The sequence below is a fragment of the Streptomyces auratus genome (assembly GCF_050433025.1).
GTDB lineage: Bacteria > Actinomycetota > Actinomycetes > Streptomycetales > Streptomycetaceae > Streptomyces > Streptomyces sioyaensis.
Window position 1 is genome coordinate 3,529,236 of the sequence record NZ_JBNGCB010000001.1, and the last position, 19,138, is coordinate 3,548,373.

A 19,138-nucleotide genomic window follows, 5' to 3' on the forward strand; every position below is an offset into this window, starting at 1 on the left:
CCGCGCCCCGGCCGTGCCCCCGGCCCGTCGATGGCTCGTCAATTACCCACCAATGGACCCCACTTCCCGCCGCTTCGCGCTCGTGTTCCCCGGGGGGCGCCTGAGCCAGCGGAGGCGCGCCGATGCTGACGCGGTAGGGTGCAGATTGCCCTTTTTATGACAGGGAGTGCCCCTGTGAAGAACTACGGAAAGCCACGGGGCAGACCGCCGTCCGTACTTGAGGAGACGCCAGCCATGGCCCGCCACGCTCAGTGCCGCGCGCGGACGAGACTGTCCCGGCGCAGCAAGGCCGTGAGCGGTCTCGCCCTCTCCACCCTGGTAGGCACCGCCCTGTGGGCGTGGCCGGCCTCGGGGGACGACCACAGTGGCGGGACCGACGCCAAGAGCACCACGTCCACGACGGCTTCCGGCCCGGACACGCCACGTACTCCCGCGGCCGCGCCGAAAACCGCCCCGAACGCCGCACCGAACGGTCCCGCCGGGCGGCAGATCCCCGGCCTCAGCGAAGCCGCCAGGAAGCGGATACCGGCCAATTCCCGACAGGTTCTGGTCGTCACGGGCAAGGGCATGGACTCCTTCGAGTCCCGTGTCGTCCTCTACACCCGCGCGGAGGGTTCGGACGACTGGACGCCGGGCCCCGTCTGGGGCGCGCACAACGCCGCGCACGGCTGGACCGACGACCACCGCTACGGCGATCTGCGCTCCCCCATCGGTGTCTTCTCGCTCACCGACGCGGGCGGGCGGCTGGCCGCCCCCGAGGGCACCCGGTTCCCCTACGACCACAACAACGGCTTCGTCGCCGACGGCACGGGCGTGGACGGCGAGCCGCTGGCCGGCGCCTTCGACTACGTCATCGCCATCAACTACAACCGGGAGCCCGGCACCTCCCCCATGGACAAGCAGCGTCCGTGGGGCGATGCCAAGGGCGGCGGGGTGTGGCTGCATGTCGACCACGACGGCCCCACCCAGGGCTGTGTGAGCCTCAAGCCCAAGGTGATGCGGGAACTGCTGCGCACCCTCGACCCCGCCCTGCACCCGGTCATCGTGATGGGACCGGCCGATTACTGAGCAGCCACCGGGCGCGCCGCTCCCCACGGGGCCGCAGGACGCCCTGACCGACGTCCTCGGCCTCCGGGTCGGCCATGCCGAGCGGACCGCCGACGGGTACCTGACCGGGACCACCGTCGTGCTGGCCCCCGACGGCGGCGCCGTCGCGGCCGTCGACGTACGCGGCGGCGGGCCCGGCACCCGGGAGACCGATGCGCTGGACCCGCGCAACCTCGTCCAGCGCATCGATGCGGTCGTCCTGACCGGCGGCAGCGCCTTCGGGCTTGACGCCGCGTCGGGGGTCGTCGCCTGGCTGGAGGAACAGGGCCGCGGCTTCCGTGTCGGCCCCGACGCCGCGCAGGTCGTCCCGGTCGTGCCGGCCGCGGCCCTGTTCGACCTGGGGCGCGGCGGCGACTGGCGGGCTCGCCCGGACGCCGCACTGGGCCGCGCCGCGGTCACGGCCGCGGCGGTCACCGAGCCCGGCGTCCCGGTCGCCGAGGGCAACACGGGCGCCGGCACGGGCGCGGTGGCCGGCGGCCTCAAAGGCGGCGTCGGCACCGCGAGCGCGGTCCTGGCGTCGGGCACCACCGTCGCCGCGCTGGCCGCCGTCAACGCCGTGGGCTCCGTCGCCGACCCGCGCACCGGCGCCCTCTACGGCCGGCTGTACGAGGGCCGGACCGACTGTCCCGACCCCGAGGTGCACGCCGCCGCCCTGCGCCGCCTGGCCGAGGCCGCCGAGATATCCGCGGCCCGCTCGGCCGCGTCCGTCCACCCGCCGCTCAACACCGCCCTCGCGGTGGTCGCCACCGACGCCGCCCTCACCCGCGCCCAGGCCCACAAACTCGCCGGCACCGCACACGACGGGCTGGCCCGCGCCGTCCGCCCCGTGCATCTGCTGTCCGACGGCGACACGGTCTTCGCCCTGTCCACCGCCGCCCGCCCGCTCGCGTCCGAAGCGGCCCTCGCCGACACCGCCTTCGGCATTCATGCCGAGGCCGGCGCCCTCAACGAGATCCTGTCCGCCGGCGCGGACGTGGTCTGCCGCGCCGTGGTCCGGGCCGCCCTGGCGGCAAGGACGGTGGACGGCCCCGGCGGCCGCTTCCCCTCGTACCGCGACCTCTACGGGGCGGACTGAGACGGGATCAGCCGCTCACTCGTACCGGTGATGCGGACGGGCTCCCGCAGCACGCACCATTACGGTCCGCCGCGGCCGGCCGGTCAGGCCCCCACCGCCCCCAGCACCGACCCCGCCGCATACGTCACGGCCATCGCCAGCGCCCCGCCCCCGACGTTCCGCAGCATCGCGCGGCGCACCGGTGCGGCGCCCAGCCGGGCGCTGCTCCAGCCGCACAGTGCCAGCGCCGCCAGTACCGCCACCACCGTGATCCACAGCCGTTGTCCGGCGGGTGGCAGCACGATCGCCAGCAGCGGCAGCAGCGCCCCCGCCGTGAACGCGAGGAAGCTCGCGCCCGCCGCATGCCAGGGGTTGGTGAGCTGGTCGGGGTCGATGCCCAGCTCCACCTCCGCATGGGCGCGCAGCGCATCGTGCTCGGTGAGCTGCTCTGCGACCTCCCGGGCCAGCTGGCCATCCAGCCCCTTGCCCTCCAACAGCTCCGTCAGCTCGATGAGTTCCGCCTGCGGCTCGGTCGCCAGCTCCCGCTTCTCCAGCGCCAACGCGGCCTTCTCCGAGTCCCGCTGGGTGGAGACCGAGACGTACTCACCGGCCGCCATCGACATGGATCCGGCCAGCAGCCCCGCCAGCCCCGCCGTCAGCAGCGCGGCCCGTTCATCGGTGGCGCCGGCGACCCCGACGACCAGTCCGGCGGTGGACACGATGCCGTCGTTGGCGCCGAGGACCGCGGCCCGCAGCCAGTTGAGCCGGCTGCCGAGTCCGCCGCCGTGCGCCTCGTCGTGCTCCGGTGTCTGCACAGTCACCGGCAGAGCCTCTCATCCGAACCGGCCGTGGCCGGGCTCGACGCCCCCGCATCGCGGCGAATTGGCCGGTGGTAGAAACGGCGTTATGCCCGCACCACCCCCCTCCCCGTCTCCCCAGCACCCGCCGCCCACGCTCGTCCAGCCGGCTCCCCCGGAGCCCGCACCACGCCGCCGGCTGTGGTGGCACCGGCTGATATTGGGGCTGTGGTACCGGCCGGTGGAGGTGCTGGACGAGGCGCGGGACCGCAGTGCCTGGAGCGCGGCCATACTGCTGTCGCTGATCAGCGGCGGCATCGGGGTGGTGTCGATGGACGCCTTCCACACCCAGTGGGCCGTCGACCGCACCGCGGCACTGCAGCTCGTCGGGCTGGCCGAGGCGGGGGTGCTGACCGCCAGCCTGGTCCTGGGCGCGGTGGCCCACGCCATCGCCCGCACGCTCGGTGGCATAGGCCGGTTCGCGCCGACCGCGAGCCTGTTCATCGTGCTGTTCTGGGTGACGGATCTGCCGCGGCTGGCGATCGCCTCCTGGCTGCCGACCGACGCCACTTTCGTGCAGGCCGCGACCTGGACGACCTGGGGCTTCGGCTATCTCCTCGCGGTGCTGCTCATACGGGGCCAGCACCATCTGTCGACGTGGAAGTCGACGGCAGCCGTCTCGGTGCAGATGCTGACCGCGCTGGCCCTGCTGAGGCTGGGGCCGGGGCGCTAGGGGGTGTCCGCAAAGTCCCGTCGTCCGCCCGGAGGGCGGGGCTCGCGGCGTCTGGTGCACTCCGCTCGTTGCACTCGCTTCGTCTCGGCTCCTCGAAAGGGCCACCGGATGCCGAGCGCGATCGCAAGGCGGAGGGTCGTCCTCGTAGTGGGTCTACGTGGATGATCCCGACAACGCAGCATGGGGGTCCCCCCGCGCCCTTAAGGTGTGGGGGAGTGCGTGCCAGGCGTCGCGAGCCAGGCGGGACTTTGCGGACACGCCCTAGCCGCCGGCCGCCGGCTCAACTGGGGCTGGTCAACTGCCGTACGAGCCCCTCGAACGCGGTGCGCTCGGCGTCGCTGAGCTGCACGCACTCCGACGGCGGACCGGGCGGACCGGTCTGCCGCGGCACCGAACCGAGCAGCTCCGGCCCGCCGGGCAGCGCCTCGGGGCCGGGCCGTGCGGACCGGCCGCGCGGCGCGTACCGGGCCCGCATCTCCTGCTGGTCGCGCCGCAGGGCCGCCTCGTACCGGCCCCGGCGCAGCATTCTGGTCAGCCCGACGGTCCAGACGACGGCCAGCGCGAAAAGCACGCCGAGGCCGATCTGCTGCACAATCGAGACGGGGAGCATGCGGTCCTCCCGGAGGGATGCGGCGCTGGGCTCACGCCAGTAGACACCACACCTCGGGACTTCCGACAGGGGATCTTAGGACTTAAGTCCTGAAGTGACGCATCTCCTATGGCATTTCGCTACATTTCCGGTCTCGACACCTTCCGGCGGCGGCCCGAGACGCCACCCTGGCAGGGAACGACCCGCTCCGTTGGACATGCCGGAGGCTTCCCCCGGCGAAGAACGACCCCGGACGATGACGGCACCTCGTCCGCGACATGAGGAGAACGCACCGTGCCGCAGCCGCCCCGGCCGCCCGCCGACGCCGCCCCGCAGCCCCCTGCCGCCGGCCCGCCCGCCCGCGCCCTGGACGGCATCCTCGTCGCGGACTTCAGCCGGGTGCTGGCCGGGCCGCTGGCCGCCGCGACGCTGGCCGACCTCGGCGCCGAGGTGATCAAGGTGGAGCGGCCGGGCACCGGCGACGACACCCGCGCCTGGGGCCCGCCGTTCGTCCCCGACCCCGAGGACCCGGAGCCGGACGGGGACGGTGCGCCCCGGCGCGGCACCGCGGCGTACTTCGACGCCGCGAACCGCTCCAAGCGCGGCCTGGCCCTGGATCTCGGCGACCCGGACGATGCGGCCGCGGCCCGCGAGTTGGCCCGCCGGGCCGACGTGCTGATCGAGAACTTCCGCCCCGGCTCGCTCGCCCGCTACGGCCTGGACCACACCGCCACCCGGGCCGCCAACCCCGGCCTGGTGCACTGCACCATCACCGGCTTCGGCGCCGGCCCGGGCGCCCGGCTGCCGGGCTACGACTTCGTCGTCCAGGCCGTCGGAGGGCTGATGAGCATCACCGGTGAGCCCGGCGGGACGCCGCTGAAGGCGGGCGTCGCCCTGGTGGACGTGCTGACCGCGAAGGACGCCGCCACCGGCATCCTCGCGGCCCTGCGGCACCGCGACCGCACCGGCGAGGGCCAGCTGGTGGAAGTGAATCTGCTCTCATCGCTGCTGGGCTCGCTGGTCAATCAGGCGTCCGGCCATCTGGCCACCGGCCGCGATCCGGAACCGATGGGCAACCGCCATCCGAGCATCGCCCCGTACGAGACGCTGGCCTGCCGGGACGGGGAGCTGCTCGCGGTGGCGGCGGGGAACGACCGTCAATTCCGGGCACTGACACAGACTCTGGGCGCACCGGAGCTCGCCGACGACATCCGGTTCGTCCGCAATCGGGATCGCGTACAAAACCGTACAGATCTCATCAAAACACTCGAAGATCTACTGGCCGCCGACACACCGCAGGCCTGGGCCGAGCGGCTGACCGCGGCGTCGGTGGCCTGCGGCCCGGTCAACACCGTCTCCGAGGCCCTGGCGTTGGCGGCGCGACTCGGTCTCGATCCGGTGATTCCGGTCGGCGAGGGTCGGATCCCCCAAGTCGCCAGCCCGCTCCGCCTCTCGGGGACCCCGGTGACCCAACCCTCCCCTCCGCCCCGCCTGGACGAAAACGGCCCCGCGCTGCGAACCTGGCTGTCAGGGCCGGCCGACCACCCCCTACCACCGCGCGCGTGAGCTTCCTCACAAGCAGGCCGCACCCGCAACCGAATCCGCCCGCTCGTGCTGTTTATGAGCACGGAACCACAACCCCCCTGTATGGAGCAGCTCGTGACATCGCCGGACAACCCCGCGCCCGCTCGGTCCCGCACCCCGCACCAGCTGCTCCCGTCAGACGAGCAGCCGGCATCCGGTGCGCCGCGCCGCCACCGGCGGATGCGCCGCACGCTTGCCGTGACGGCCCTGTTCGCAGCGGGTGCGCTGAGCTTGTCCGCCTGTGGCGGGGATGCCAAGGCCGGGGGCGACGACGGCAAGAACGGCCAGGCCGCCGCGGACGCCGCGGCCGCCAAGAACGCCTCCGACGCCAAGATCAAGGTCTCGTCGAAGGACGGCGCCACCGACGCGAGCATCAACGACACCGGCGTGCAGGTCACCAGCGGCAAGCTGACCGATGTGAAGCTCACCGCCGCCGACACCGGCAAGGACATCGCCGGCGCCATATCGCCCGACGGCACGTCCTGGAAGCCCGGCGTCCAGCTGGAGCGCGGCACCAAGTACAAGATCGTGGCGAACGCCAAGGACGCCAAGGGCCGGGCCGCCACCGAGAACGCCACCTTCACCACGGTCTCCTCGGCCGACAGCTTCATCGGCTCCTACACCCCCGACGACGGCAAGACCGTCGGCGTGGGCATGCCGGTGTCCTTCAACTTCGACAAGGCGATCACCAACAAGAAGGACGTCCAGTCCCACATCAAGGTGACCTCCAGCAGCGGCCAGCAGGTCGTCGGCCACTGGTTCAGCGCCCAGCGCCTGGACTTCCGGCCGCAGGACTACTGGAAGGCCGGCTCCAAGGTCACCATGAAGATCGACCTGGACGGGGTGAAGGGCGGCCAGGGCATCACCGGTGTCCAGTCCAAGACGGTGTCCTTCACCATCGGGCGGTCGCAGGTCTCCACGGTCGACATGAACACCCAGCAGATGACCGTCAAGCGGGACGGCAAGACGTACAAGACCATCCCGATCTCCGGCGGCAGCGCCGAGCACCCCACGTACAACGGCCAGATGGTGATCTCGGAGAAGTTCGAGAAGACCCGGATGGACGGCTCGACCGTCGGCTTCAAGAACGAGAGCGGCAAGGGCGAGTACGACATCCCCGACGTGCCGCACGCCATGCGGCTGTCGCAGTCCGGCACCTTCATCCACGGCAACTACTGGGGCTCCCCGTCCGTGTTCGGCAACTCCGGCACCAGCCACGGCTGCGTCGGCCTGCGCGACCAGAAGGGCGGCGGTGGCGACACCCCCGGCAAGTGGTTCTTCAACGAGTCGCTGATCGGCGACGTCGTCATCGTGAAGAACTCGCACGACCAGACGGTCAAGCCGGACAACGGCCTCAACGGCTGGAACATGCCGTGGTCCGAGTGGCAGGCGGGCAGCGCGGGCTGACGAACGCCCGCGACTGACGCACAGCGGCGGTGGCCGGTCCCCCAGGGGGCCGGCCACCGCCGTTCGCTTTCCCGGCGCGCCTGACCGGTCCGCCGGCCGTCGGCCCGCCGCGTCCTCCGCGCTCCAGGGGGTCAGGCCGCGACCGTCACGCCGGCCCCGTCGGGGGCGGGTGAGTCCGCCGGGCGGGGTTGCGGTCGCTTGCGCAGGCCCTTGAGGAGGATGACCAGGGCGGTGCTGACGCCCGTACCCGCGGCGACGGCGAGCAGGTAGAGGAGCGGCTGGCCGATCAGCGGGACGACGAAGATGCCGCCGTGCGGGGCGCGCAGGGTGCAGCCGAAGGCCATCGAGAGGGCGCCGGTGACCGCGCCGCCGGCCATCGCCGAGGGGATCACCCGCAGCGGGTCGGCGGCGGCGAACGGGATCGCGCCCTCGGTGATGAAGGAGGCGCCGAGCACCCAGGCCGCCTTGCCGTTCTCCCGCTCGGCCTTGGTGAAGAGCCGGCCGCGCACGATCGTGGCCAGCGCCATCGCCAGCGGCGGGACCATGCCGGCCGCCATCACCGCGGCCATGACCTTCAGACTGCCCGCATTGGGGTTGGCGAGGCCACCGACGGCGAAGGCGTAGGCGACCTTGTTCAACGGGCCGCCGAGGTCGAAGCACATCATCAGGCCGAGGAGCGCGCCCAGGATGACCGCGTTGGCGCCGGTGAGACCGGACAGCCAGTCGGTCAGCCCCTTCTGCAGCGCGGCGATCGGCTTGCCGACCACCAGGAACATCAGAAAGCCGACGACCACCGAGGAGAGCAGCGGGATGACCACGACCGGCATGATGCCGCGCAACGGCCCCGGTATGCGGACCCGTTGGATGGTCGTCACCACCGCACCCGCGAGCAGACCGGCTATCAGTCCGCCCAGGAAGCCCGCGTTGACGGTGAGCGCGATGGCCCCGCCGACGAAGCCCGGGACGAGGCCGGGGCGGTCCGCCATGCCGTAGGCGATGAAGCCGGCCAGGACGGGGACGAGGAAGCCGAAGGCGACGGTGCCGATCTGGAAGAGCAGGGCCGCCCAGCTGGTGGACTCGGTCCAGAGGAAGTGGTCGGCGACGGACGGTGCCTTGTTGATCGTGTAGCCGCCGATGGCGAAGGCGAGCGCGATGAGCAGCCCGCCCGCAGCGACGAAGGGCACCATGTAACTGACGCCCGTCATCAACCATTTGCGCAGCCGGGTGGCGAAGCCGTCGCCCGGTTCGGCGTCCTTGTCCATGGGGGCGGCGGCCCGCGCCGGGGCACTCGCCTCGCCGTGGGCGGCCTTCCGGCGCACCTCGGCGATGAGTTCGGCGGCGCGGCCGATGCCCGCCTTGACCCCGACGTCGACGGTCGGCTTCCCGGCGAACCGCTCCTTGTCCCGTACCTCGACGTCATGCGCGAAGATCACGCCGTCCGCGTCCGCGACCAACTGCGGGTCGAGCCGCTGGAACCCGGCCGAGCCCTGGGTCTCGACGGCCACCTCGACGCCGGCGGCCTTCCCGGCCTGCTCCAGCGACTCGGCGGCCATGTAGGTGTGCGCGATGCCGGTGGGGCAGGAAGTGACGGCGACGATGCGGAAGGGGGCGGGGGTGGGCTGGCCGGCGGGGGCGGCGGTCGTCTCCGCGGGTGGCTGCGGGGCGGGGGCTTCGCCGGGTGCGGGGGCTTCGCCGCCCGCCTCCGCGGCCTGAGCCGCCGGTTCCGGTTCCGTCTGCTCCGGCGCCGGTTCCGCCGGCGCCTCGTCCCCGCGGATGAGTGCCGCCGTACGCTCCGACCCGGTGGCGGAGCGCAGCGCACCGGTGAAGGTCTCGTCCATCAGTTGCCGGGCGAGGGTCGACAGGATCGACAGGTGGTCCGCGTCGCCGCCCGCCGGGGCTGCGATCAGGAAGATCAGGTCGGCCGGGCCGTCCGGCGCACCGAAATCGATACCGGCGGCGCTGCGTCCGAAGGCCAGCGTCGGCTCGGTGACATGCGTGCTGCGGCAGTGCGGAATGCCGATCCCGCCGTCGAGCCCGGTCGGCATCTGCGCCTCGCGCGCGGCCACATCCGCGAGGAAGCCCGCCAGGTCGGTGACCCGGCCGGCCGCGACCATCCGCTCGGCCAGGGCCCGTGCGGCGGCGTCCTTCGTTTCGGCGGACAGGTCGAGGTCGACCAGTTCCGCAGTGATCAGCTCACTCATCACGGGCTCCCTTGCGCGCGGCACCGCCGGGGGGACGGTGGGGACGGAACGGGGGGTGGCTGGAACGGGGGTGGCTGGTGGGGACAACGGCAGCACGACCGCCGGCCATGGCGTCGGCTCCCCGGTCGGCAGTCATGGCGTCGGCTCCGTCAGCAGCCGGTCGAGGGGTACGTCACCGGTCACCGTGACCGCCGCCGGGTCCAGATCGGCCGGCGTCGGCATCAGGCTGCCGGGCAGCTGGACGGCGGCCGCACCATGCGCCACCGCGGCGGCCAGCGCGGCCGGTCCCGTACCGCCCGCCGTGAGAAAGCCCGCCAGCGAGGCATCGCCCGCGCCGACATTGCTGCGGACGGCCGCGACCGGGGCGCTGCCGTAGTGGACGCCGCCCTCGTCGACCAGGAGCTGGCCGTCCGCCCCGAGGGAGGCCAGTACGGCGCGGGCGCCCCAGGCGCGCAGCTCCTCGGCGGCCTTGACCGCGTCGCCGAGGGTCGCCAGCGGACGGCCGACGGCCTGCGCCAGCTCCTCGGCATTGGGCTTGACGACGTCCGGGCGCTCGCGCAGCGCCGCCACCAGCGAGGGGCCCGAGGTGTCCAGGGCGATCCGGGCGCCGGCGCGGTGGGTGCGGGCGACCAGTTGGGCGTACCACTCGGGCGCCAGACCGCGCGGCAGGCTGCCGCAGCAGGCGATCCAGCCGACTCCCGCCGAACGCTCGCCGACCCTCCGCAGGAGCGCCTGCGACTCCTCGGCGGTCAGCACGGGGCCGGTCGCGTTGATCTTCGTGAGCGTGCCGTCGGGTTCGACGACCGAGATGTTGGAGCGGGTCTGCCCGGCCACCTGCACCCCGGCCACCTCGATACCCTCGGCGCCCAGCAGCCCGGCCAGCGCCGCACCGGCGGGACCGCCCAGCGGCAGTACGGCCAGCGTGCGGTGTCCGGCGGCGGCGACCGCCCGTGAGACGTTGACGCCCTTGCCGCCGGGGTCGATCCGGTCCCCGGTGGCCCGGAGCACGGCCCCGCGGTCCAGCGCCGGGATCTCGTACGTACGGTCCAGGCTGGGGTTGGGGGTGACGGTGAGGATCATGCGCGTACTACTTCCGTGCCCGCGCGCTCGATGGCGAGGGCGTCGTCGGGGCTCAGACCGGTGTCGGTGATCAGCAGGTCCACGTCTGACAGCTCGCCGAAGCGGGCGAAGTGCTGCTGCCCGTATTTGGCGGAGTCGGCGAGGAGGACGACGCGGCGGGCGGCGGCGATCAGCGCCCGCTTGACGGCGGCCTCCGCGAGGTCGGGGGTGGTCAGACCGCCGTCGGGGGAAAAGCCGTTGGTCGCCAGGAACAGCACATCGGCGTTGATCTCGCGGTAGGCGCGCAGCGCCCAGTCGTCGACCGCGGCCCGGGTACGGTGCCGGATCCGGCCGCCCACGAGATGGAGGGTGAGGCCGGGGTGGTCGGCCAGCCGCGCGGCGACCGGCAGGCCGTGGGTGACGACGGTCAGCTCGGCCTCCAGCGGGATCTCGGCGGCGAGCCGGGCGGCGGTCGTACCGGCGTCCAGGATCACGCTCCCGGAGCTGCCGATCCCGCCCTCGCCACCGGGGAGCTCGGCGAGCGCGGCCCGGGCGATGCGCTGCTTCTCATCGGCCGCGACGGCGTCCCGCTCGGCGAGGTCGGGCTCGAAGTCCAGGCGGCCGGCCGGAATGGCCCCGCCGTGCACCCTGCGCACCAGGCCGGCCCGGTCCAGCGCCTTCAGATCACGCCGCACGGTCTCGGCGGTGACCTGGAACTCCTCCGCGAGGGAGAGCACATCGACCCGCCCGCCCTCACGGGCGAGCCGCAGAATCTCCTGCTGGCGTTCCGGTGCATACATCTGCGTCTGTGTCCGTTCCATGCCCGAACCTGTGGTTTCAGCGCGATGCTACGCCCAGATTTTTGGAAAGTAAACGGAAGTGGGCTTCAGGTGGACTCAAACGGACATCGTTGCGCGGCCGCCGGCTTCCGGCCCCGGGCACACAAGAGCCCCGACGCCGAAACGGCACCGGGGCTCGTCCTCCACAGGTCGCGCCTTCGACAGGGCACACACGTCGATCCGGGCACGCGGACGCGCACGGGCACCCACGGGCGGACACGCCCGGGCAGGCAGCCTTCGCGCACCCCCGCGCGGCCGCACCCTGCGCGGCCGCGCCGTCTCACCTGTCGCGCCGACTCGCTTGTCGGGCTATGCAGCTGTCGGGCTATGCAGCCGCGTCGAACCCGGTGTCGCGCGCCATCCGCTTCAGCTCCAGCAGCGCATGCTTCTCTATCTGGCGGATCCGCTCGCGGGTCAGGCCGTGCTGCTTGCCGACCTCGGTCAGCGTGCGCTCGCGGCCGTCCTCGATGCCGTACCGGGCCTTGATGATCGAGGCGGTGCGGTGGTCGAGCCGGTCTATCAGGTCCTCCAGCTCCTCACTGCGCAGCAGCGTCAGGACGGACTGCTCGGGCGACGCCGCGGAGGTGTCCTCCAGCAGATCGCCGAACTGGGTGTCGCCGTCGTCGTCCACCGACATGTTGAGGCTGACCGGGTCGCGCGCCCAGTCGAGGACGTCGATGACACGGGCAGGCGTGGAGCCCAGCTCGCCGGCGACCTCCGCCGGCTCCGGGTCGCGGCCGTTCTCGCGGTTGAACTCGCGCTGCACCCGGCGGATCCGACCCAGCTCCTCGACGAGGTGCACGGGCAGCCGGATCGTGCGCGACTGATCGGCGATGGAACGGGTGATGGCCTGACGGATCCACCACGTCGCGTACGTCGAGAACTTGAAGCCCTTGGCGTAGTCGAACTTCTCCACGGCACGCACCAGGCCGGCGTTGCCCTCCTGGATCAGGTCGAGCAGGGGAAGCCCGGCGCGCGGATAGCGGCGGGCGACCGCGACCACCAGCCGGAGGTTGGAGCGGATGAAGACGTCCTTGGCCCTGGCGCTCTCCTCGGCCAGCGCCGACAGCTCCTCGGGGCTGGCACCTGCGGCATTGCCGTCGGTGACCTCCCCGTCCAGGATCTGCTGGGCGTATACGCCCGCCTCGATGGTCTGGGACAGCTCGACCTCCTTGGCGGCGTCGAGGAGTGGCGTACGCGCGATCTCGTCGAGGTACATGCCGACCAGGTCGCGGTCGGCGATCTCCCCGCCTATTGCGCGAACACTGTTGGCCCCGTCAGAAGTGCTGGTGCTTTCCTGACGCCGGGCGACGGCACGGGTTGCCATGCGTGTGCTCCCTTTGCGATGTTGGGGTCTCCCCTGCTCGAGCGAAGCCGAGAGCTTGGGGAAGGTCGCGGGACGGTGGGGCGGGCCGGATCGTCCATCGGAAAGCCGATGCTTGCCGAGCGGCCCGTCCGAAGGAAACAACGGCTGGAATCCGGACAGAATTCCCACGCCGCCCCGCTATTTTTCTGATCATGCAGTACCCTGCGGCGCCACCCAGGGAGGTCACATGCTGCGAGGACATGGGGAAGTGCAGGTCAGAGCGGGCACCGAAGCGGACCTCACGGCCCTTACCGATCTTTACAATCACTACATTCGCGAGACCTGCATCACGTTCGACACCGAGCCCTTCACCCCCGAACAGCGTCGCCCGTGGTTGCTCTCCCACCCCCAAGACGGCCCGCACCGGCTTCTGGTTGCCCAGGAGGCGACAGACCGGGCGAAAGAGCCGCACAACGGGCCGGCGGGCACGCCGCACCCCGGCGTCGCGGGCGCGCCGCACCCCGCACTGCTCGGCTACGCGACCAGCAGCGCGTTCCGCCCGAAGGCCGCCTACGCCCCCTCCGTCGAGGTCACCGTCTACTGCGCGCCGCACGCCGCCGGCCGGGGCGTCGGCACACTGCTGTACCAGGCCCTGTTCGAGGCGCTGGCCGGCGAGGACGTGCATCGCGCCTACGCCGGGATCACCCAGCCGAACGAGGCCTCCGCCCGCCTCCACACCCGCTTCGGCTTCCGGCACATCGGTACGTACACGGAGGTGGGCCGCAAATTCGGCCGCTACTGGGACGTGGCCTGGTACCAGAAGGACCTGGGCTGAAGCCGAACCGTGCCTGCCGCTCCGGTTGACGCCGGCGACCCCCGGGTGTCGCCTGGACAGGAAGACAGCGGGGCAACCGAGAGGAGCCCGTCATGGACCAGATCGCTCAGCGGCATGGCGCGAAGGCAGCCCGCTCGCACGGCACCGTGGAGACCGAACACGGAGCGACGGCCCACGCACCCGGCCGGGCCGGTGCCCCGCAGCACACCCAGGGGATGGCCGGGCGTATCCCGGCGAAGGTATCGCTGCCGATCATCACCGCACTCGCCTTCGGCCTCGTCACCATCTTCCGCACCCACACCGACGGCACCAAGGGCGGCCCGGCCATGCTCTACGGGCTGACCGCGTTCGTGGTCTCCGGGGCGCTCGGTCTGGTGGTGGCCCACTTCCAGTCGTCCATGCTCACCGAGACCCGGGCGATCGCCTACGGGGTGCTCTTCGGCGGCGCGCTGGGCTGGTGCTACAGCCTCGGCGGGGAAGCCATCCTCAAGTCGTGCGCCTTCGGCTTCACCATGGGCGCCGTCATGTTCGTCGCGTCCCTCTACGTCTTCCGCACCCACCGCGTCCGCGAGCCGCACGGCGAACACCGCCCCCACAAGACCCACCGGACCGACCGCCTCCCCGTGGCCACCCACTGAGCCACCGAGGGCACCCCTTGACCTCAACCGCGATGGAGGATCTAGCGTCGCCGCCATGACACCGAAGCCGACACCGAAGCCGACACCGACACCGGACGCCTCGCCCGCGGACGCCGCCACCACGGGCCCCGCCGGCGCTCCCGCGACCACCGCGCACGCCTTCACTCCCAAGGAGCGCGCGTACCTCGCCGGCCAACCGCTGGCCCGCCTGGCGACCACCGGGCCGGACGGCGGCCCGCAGGTACGCCCGGTCGGCTTCGTCCTCAACGACGACGACACCCTCGACATCGGCGGGCCCGCGCTGCACCGCAGCCAGAAGTACCGCAACGCCCAGGCCCGCCCCGAAGTCTCCCTGCTCATCGACGACATGGCGCCGGCCGACGACCCGATCGCGCCCGGCTGGGGCCGCGGCGTGGAGATCCGCGGCCGCGCCGAACTGCTGACCCTCGACGCGCCCCCGATGGCGCCCGACTTCTTCAGCAACGACGTGATCCGCGTCTATCCACGGCGCATCATCAGCTGGCACCTCGAACCGGACGCCGACGGCACCCGGGCCCGCAACGTCGACTGAGCCGGCCCCGGGCAGCCGTCCGCCGCCGCCCCGACTGCCACTGCCGACCCATCTGCCACCCCACGGTCACTCCACCCGTAGCGCAGCGTCGTCCGACGTCCTCCGGATCGTGCGCAGCGGCCGGTCCGGCGCCCAACTCACCAGCACCACATACGGGTCCACGACGTACGTACGCACCACCTCCGTCAGCTCCGCCCGGAAGAGATGGAACGGCTCCGGCGGCTTCACCTGCGCCGCATAGCGCGCCACCACCCCGGGGTCGGTCACCTCGACGGCCCGCACGGTCACCCGTACGTCACCATCGGCAAGCCCGGCGTCCGGCCCCGGATTGGCATGCAGGGAGAACCGGGGGTCGCGCCGCAGATCGAGCGCCTTGCGCGAGCCCACCATCATGCCCAGCCACAACTCCCCATGGCGGAAGTCCGCCTCCAGACCGGTGAGCCGCGGCGCCCCGTCCTTCCGGAGGGTCGCCAGGACATGGTGCTGGTACGCCCCGAACCGCTTCCGCACCCACCCGGCGAATTCCGGCTCCGCCTCCTCCACCGCCGCCCAGCCGACCGCCTCACCCCGGCCGCCGCCCTCCGCTGTACTGCCCGCCACACCCTCGACGCCCGCGCTCTCACTCGTCATGGCAGCAGCCTCTCAGCCATACCCGACACCTCCTGTCCGGTATGGAGGCGAAACCCGCAGTCGACAGCAGGCCGCCCGGGCCACGGCCGCCGCCCACAGCTGGCCGACCCAATTACCCACCACAAACGGCACGTTGAAGACACGCGTTGAAGACAGCCGAACTGCACCGGCTGCTTCGCCGGCCCCCCACAACCCGTCGATCATGCTCCGCCCGGACACGTACGAGTCCATGGCACCCGGGAGCATCGCCACGGGCGGGACATCCACCCCGCGACCGGCATTACGCTCATCACAACTTCGCGGCGGCACACTGGGCAGTAGGCCGGTACGCGGGAACATTCAGCCATCGACAACCGATGAATGAATCTTCAAGCGTCGCACCACGGTGTCACCAAAGCGACGTTGTTAAAGCTTAAATAACTCTCCGAGTGGTGAGAGAGTGGATGGTATGAGCAACGAAGCCGCAGCCGAGCCGCACTGGCTCAGCGACGAGGAGCAATACGCCTGGCAGTGCTACCTGCATGCCACCACGCTCCTGGAGGATCACCTCGACCGTCAGCTGCAGCGGGATGCCGGAATGCCGCATGTTTATTACGGCCTGCTCGTCCAGCTCTCCCGCGCGCCCCGGCGGCGGCTGCGGATGACCGAGCTGGCTCAGAATGCCAAGATCACCCGCTCCCGGCTCTCCCACGCGATCGCGCGTCTGGAGCGGAACGGCTGGGTGCAGCGGGAGAACTGCTCGTCCGACAAGCGCGGCCAGAACGCCCACCTCACGGACGAGGGGATGCGGGTCCTGGAGAAGGCCGCCCCGGGTCATGTCGCGGCCGTACGCGCCGCGATCTTCGACCGGCTCTCCCCGGAGCAGGTCGGTCAACTGGCCGAGATCTGCCAGGTCATGACCGAGGGGCTGCAGCCGAAAGGTGCCGACCTCCCCTGGCTTCGCTGACGCTTCGGCGGAGCCGGAAGAAGTCGGCACGTATGAGTCCGGGAGGCCCCGGCGTACGCAGGAGCCCGGAAGGCCTTCCCGGCCGGCGTACGTAGGAGTGAGGTAGGAATGCGGTAAGAGCGCGGCCGGGGACGTCGGCTCGCCGAGCGTCCCGCGACCGCCCTCCTGTCCGAGCAGTGCGCCACCCCTACCGGATCAGTGCGCCATCACCGGCACCGGCACCTCGTCCTCGCCCAGCGCCGCGCCCTCGCCGTCCTGCGACGAGGCCACCGGCGAACCGCCGCCGGGCCGCCCGGTGTTGATGAAGGTGAAGGCGATCACCCCGGCCAGGGCCAGGATGCCGACCGCCCACCAGATGGCGGTGCTGTAGCCGTGCACCATCGACTGGAGCTTGAGCAGGTCGGCCGAGCGGGCGCCGGCCGCGTGCGAGGTGGCGTACGCGGTGGTGGCGCTGGCCGCGATGGTGTTCAGCAGGGCCGTACCGATCGCGCCACCCACCTGCTGCGAGGTGTTGACCATGGCGGAGGCGACACCGGCGTCGCGCGGCTGGACGCCGTGCGTGGCCAGCGACATGGCCGGCATGAACGCCGTACCCATGCCGAGGCCCATCAGCAGGAAGCCGGGCAGGATCTGCGTCGGGTAGGACGTGTCCAGGTCGATCTGGGTCAGCACCAGCATGCCGAGCGCGGCGACCGTGAAGCCGGGCGCCATCAGCAGCCGCGGCCGGACGCGGGTCATCAGCCGGGCACCGATCTGCGTCGAGCCGGTGATCATGCCGACGATCATCGGGAGGAAGGCCAGGCCGGTGGTCACCGGGGTGTAGCCCTTCACGATCTGCAGGTAGTAGGTCAGGAAGAGGAAGAGACCGAACATGCCGATCACGGCCAGACCCAGCGAGGCGTAGATGCCCGCGCGGTTCCGGTCCGTGACCACCCGCAGCGGCAGCAGCGGCGCCTTCACCTTGGACTCGACCAGCACGAACGTCAGCAGCAGCACGGCGGCCGCGGCGAACAGGCCGAGCGTCGGGCCGGCCAGCCAGCCGTCGGATTCGGCGCGGGTGAAGCCGTAGACCAGCGAGACCAGGCCGAGGGTGGCCAGGATGACGCCGGGGACGTCCAGCCGGGAGGTGTTACGGCTCTCCGCGGGCTCGCGGACGACCAGGAGGGCGCCGGTCGCGGCGATCACGGCGAACGGGATGTTCACGAAGAAGGTCCAGCGCCAGTTCAGGTACTCGGTCAGCACCCCGCCGAGGATCAGACCCACGGCGCCGCCGCCACCGGCGATCGCGCCGAAGATGCCGAACGCCTTGGCGCGCTCCTTGGCCTCGGTGAAGGTCACGGCCAGCAGGGACAGCGCGGCCGGCGCCAGCAGTGCACCGAAGACGCCCTGCAGCGCCCGCGCGCCCATCAGCATGGCCTGGTCGGCGGAGGCCCCGCCGAGCCCGGAGGCGACCGCGAAGCCGATGAGTCCGGTGATGAAGGTCCGCTTGCGTCCCCACAGGTCGGCGACGCGCCCGCCGAAGAGCAACAGCCCGCCAAAGGCCAGTGCGTAGGCGGTGATCACCCACTGCCGGTTGGCGTCGGTGATACCGAGATCCTCCTGGGCGGAGGGCAGCGCGATGTTCACGATGGTCGCGTCGAGCACGACCATCAGCTGGGCGAGAGCGATGAATATCAGCGCTTTCCAGCGCCGGGGATCGACGTATGTGGCTTTTTCAGGCATGGCGGGATCCACCTAGTGGTGCGGTGAGCGAACAGGAGCGAAGGACCGGCGCACCGGACGGCCGACGGGATGCCGGGAACGCAGGGCGGGACGACGGGACGACGGCGGGACGTAGGTATGGACGGGACGGGCGAAGTGCTTCGGCGGACGAGGTGTTACGGCAGGCGAGGTGTTACGGCACGGTGCTCGCCCGGGTCATGAGCGGCGCCTCAGGTCTTCCAAGGTGGCTGCGGCACCGGGGAGTTCGGAGCGGGCGGGCGTCTGCAGACCGTCCAGGAACAGTTGCAGATGCCGGTGCACGAACTTGTCGAAGTCCATGCATCCGCTGCCTGGCAACGGCCGGGTCAATTGGGTGATCGCCACCATCAGGTCGCCGACCGCGATGTCGGTACGCAGCTGGCCGCTGTCGCGTGCGGCGCCCATGACGGCCTCGATGGCCGACTCCAGACGGTCGCGCGCCGCGAGCAGCTCGGGGTGGTCGCGGTCGACGCCGTCGGAGAGCAGCGGGCACAGCGCCCCGATCCGCTCCTCCACCGCGGCGTGCACGAAGCGCCTCAGCGCTTGGAAAGCATCGGGCTCCTCGGCAAGGGCGCTCTCCGCTCGGTCCGCGGTACGGGACATGACGGAGAGCGTGACGTAGTGGATCAACTCCAGGCGATCCGCAAAGTGACGATAGAGCGTCGCATTGCCGACACCCGCACGTCGAGCGATTTCATCGAGCGGGACCTCGGCCCCGAACTCGACCATCGTCTCGCGGGCGGCCGCGATGATCCGCTCCCGGTTGCGCAGGGCATCGGCCCGCAGACGGGGCTGCTGCCCCTCCTTCCCGGACGTCGCACAAGCGGTGGTGGCGGCCATGGCGGCTGGCTCCTCTCTGCTCTCTCGGCACATCTCTGGCAACTCGGTCGGGTGACCGGCGGCGGGGACCTCTCCACCGCTCCGGCACCGCTGCGCACCGAACCGGGGAAAAGCTCCCCGCTTCATCCGACGTCTGGTTAAACGGGGACCCCCTCCCCGGACATTTCACGCCCCGACGTGACCTGAACCACACCCCACCCACCCGCGCCGGGGGCGCCCCCACCCGCCGCGTCCGCACCGACCCATCCGGCCCCGCCATGAC

At 71.8% G+C, this 19,138-nt stretch carries 18 protein-coding genes; 9 read left to right on the forward strand and 9 right to left on the reverse strand.

Annotated elements, in window-relative coordinates; translation table 11 throughout:
* Positions 1-234 precede the first annotated feature (234 nt).
* Together BKA18_RS15140 and BKA18_RS15145 are read left to right on the forward strand one after the other, a co-directional pair.
* Positions 235-1,068 carry a L,D-transpeptidase family protein gene (locus tag BKA18_RS15140; protein ID WP_366046750.1) on the forward strand — a complete coding sequence of 278 codons (834 nt, stop codon included), beginning with the start codon at positions 235-237 and terminating at the stop codon, positions 1,066-1,068.
* Complete coding sequence (locus tag BKA18_RS15145) at positions 1,061-2,182, forward strand: P1 family peptidase (RefSeq protein ID WP_366046797.1); 1,122 nt, start codon at positions 1,061-1,063, stop codon at positions 2,180-2,182. Before BKA18_RS15140 ends, BKA18_RS15145 begins: the two co-directional genes overlap by 8 nt.
* 83 nt (positions 2,183-2,265) lie before the next feature.
* Here BKA18_RS15145 and BKA18_RS15150 read toward each other — a convergent pair whose 3' ends face one another.
* Positions 2,266-2,982 carry a VIT1/CCC1 transporter family protein gene (locus tag BKA18_RS15150; RefSeq protein WP_006605052.1) on the reverse strand — a complete coding sequence of 239 codons (717 nt, stop codon included), beginning with the start codon at positions 2,980-2,982 and terminating at the stop codon, positions 2,266-2,268.
* 85 nt (positions 2,983-3,067) lie between these two features.
* Between BKA18_RS15150 and BKA18_RS15155 the strand changes: the two genes are divergently transcribed.
* Complete coding sequence (locus BKA18_RS15155; RefSeq protein ID WP_366046749.1) at positions 3,068-3,691, forward strand: hypothetical protein; 624 nt, start codon at positions 3,068-3,070, stop codon at positions 3,689-3,691.
* A 280-nt stretch (positions 3,692-3,971) separates the two neighbouring features.
* Here BKA18_RS15155 and BKA18_RS15160 read toward each other — a convergent pair whose 3' ends face one another.
* Positions 3,972-4,301 carry a hypothetical protein gene (locus BKA18_RS15160; protein WP_366046748.1) on the reverse strand — a complete coding sequence of 110 codons (330 nt, stop codon included), beginning with the start codon at positions 4,299-4,301 and terminating at the stop codon, positions 3,972-3,974.
* 273 nt (positions 4,302-4,574) lie between these two features.
* Between BKA18_RS15160 and BKA18_RS15165 the strand changes: the two genes are divergently transcribed.
* Together BKA18_RS15165 and BKA18_RS15170 are read left to right on the forward strand one after the other, a co-directional pair.
* Positions 4,575-5,846, forward strand: a complete 1,272-nt coding sequence (locus BKA18_RS15165) for a CaiB/BaiF CoA transferase family protein (protein ID WP_366046747.1) — start codon at positions 4,575-4,577, stop codon at positions 5,844-5,846.
* 81 nt (positions 5,847-5,927) lie between these two features.
* Complete coding sequence (locus BKA18_RS15170) at positions 5,928-7,271, forward strand: L,D-transpeptidase (RefSeq protein ID WP_366046746.1); 1,344 nt, start codon at positions 5,928-5,930, stop codon at positions 7,269-7,271.
* A 131-nt stretch (positions 7,272-7,402) separates the two neighbouring features.
* Here the strand turns inward: BKA18_RS15170 and BKA18_RS15175 are convergent, their stop codons facing one another.
* The 4 genes from BKA18_RS15175 to BKA18_RS15190 all read right to left on the reverse strand — a co-directional run bounded on the left by BKA18_RS15175 (position 7,403) and on the right by BKA18_RS15190 (position 12,697).
* Complete coding sequence (locus tag BKA18_RS15175; RefSeq protein WP_366046745.1) at positions 7,403-9,472, reverse strand: PTS fructose transporter subunit IIABC; 2,070 nt, start codon at positions 9,470-9,472, stop codon at positions 7,403-7,405.
* Positions 9,473-9,604: 132 nt separating this feature from the next.
* Positions 9,605-10,552, reverse strand: a complete 948-nt coding sequence (pfkB, locus tag BKA18_RS15180; RefSeq protein WP_366046744.1) for a 1-phosphofructokinase — start codon at positions 10,550-10,552, stop codon at positions 9,605-9,607.
* Entirely contained in the window at positions 10,549-11,331 is a 783-nt protein-coding gene (locus tag BKA18_RS15185; protein WP_129248654.1) for a DeoR/GlpR family DNA-binding transcription regulator, read from the reverse strand. Before BKA18_RS15185 ends, pfkB begins: the two co-directional genes overlap by 4 nt.
* Positions 11,332-11,695: 364 nt before the next feature.
* Positions 11,696-12,697, reverse strand: coding sequence for a sigma-70 family RNA polymerase sigma factor (locus tag BKA18_RS15190; RefSeq protein ID WP_366046743.1), 1,002 nt, complete (start codon positions 12,695-12,697; stop codon positions 11,696-11,698).
* A 226-nt stretch (positions 12,698-12,923) separates the two neighbouring features.
* Between BKA18_RS15190 and BKA18_RS15195 the strand changes: the two genes are divergently transcribed.
* The 3 genes from BKA18_RS15195 to BKA18_RS15205 all read left to right on the forward strand — a co-directional run bounded on the left by BKA18_RS15195 (position 12,924) and on the right by BKA18_RS15205 (position 14,720).
* Positions 12,924-13,511, forward strand: coding sequence for a GNAT family N-acetyltransferase (locus BKA18_RS15195; protein WP_366046742.1), 588 nt, complete (start codon positions 12,924-12,926; stop codon positions 13,509-13,511).
* Positions 13,512-13,603: 92 nt separating this feature from the next.
* Positions 13,604-14,149, forward strand: coding sequence for a hypothetical protein (locus BKA18_RS15200; RefSeq protein WP_366046741.1), 546 nt, complete (start codon positions 13,604-13,606; stop codon positions 14,147-14,149).
* Positions 14,150-14,204: 55 nt separating this feature from the next.
* Complete coding sequence (locus tag BKA18_RS15205; RefSeq protein WP_366046740.1) at positions 14,205-14,720, forward strand: PPOX class F420-dependent oxidoreductase; 516 nt, start codon at positions 14,205-14,207, stop codon at positions 14,718-14,720.
* A gap of 66 nt (positions 14,721-14,786) precedes the next feature.
* Here BKA18_RS15205 and BKA18_RS15210 read toward each other — a convergent pair whose 3' ends face one another.
* On the reverse strand, positions 14,787-15,350 hold the full coding sequence (locus BKA18_RS15210; protein WP_366046739.1) for a pyridoxamine 5'-phosphate oxidase family protein: 564 nt from the start codon (positions 15,348-15,350) through the stop codon (positions 14,787-14,789).
* A gap of 448 nt (positions 15,351-15,798) precedes the next feature.
* Here BKA18_RS15210 and BKA18_RS15215 point away from each other — a divergent pair, with 448 nt between their 5' ends.
* The gene (locus tag BKA18_RS15215; protein ID WP_006605039.1) at positions 15,799-16,296 is read left to right on the forward strand and encodes a MarR family winged helix-turn-helix transcriptional regulator; all 498 of its coding nucleotides are present in this window, start codon (positions 15,799-15,801) and stop codon (positions 16,294-16,296) included.
* Between the two features lie 195 nt (positions 16,297-16,491).
* Here the strand turns inward: BKA18_RS15215 and BKA18_RS15220 are convergent, their stop codons facing one another.
* Together BKA18_RS15220 and BKA18_RS15225 are read right to left on the reverse strand one after the other, a co-directional pair.
* Positions 16,492-18,018, reverse strand: a complete 1,527-nt coding sequence (locus tag BKA18_RS15220) for an MFS transporter (RefSeq protein ID WP_366046738.1) — start codon at positions 18,016-18,018, stop codon at positions 16,492-16,494.
* Positions 18,019-18,213: 195 nt separating this feature from the next.
* Positions 18,214-18,876, reverse strand: coding sequence for a TetR/AcrR family transcriptional regulator (locus BKA18_RS15225; RefSeq protein ID WP_366046737.1), 663 nt, complete (start codon positions 18,874-18,876; stop codon positions 18,214-18,216).
* Between the last annotated feature and the right edge of the window lie 262 nt (positions 18,877-19,138).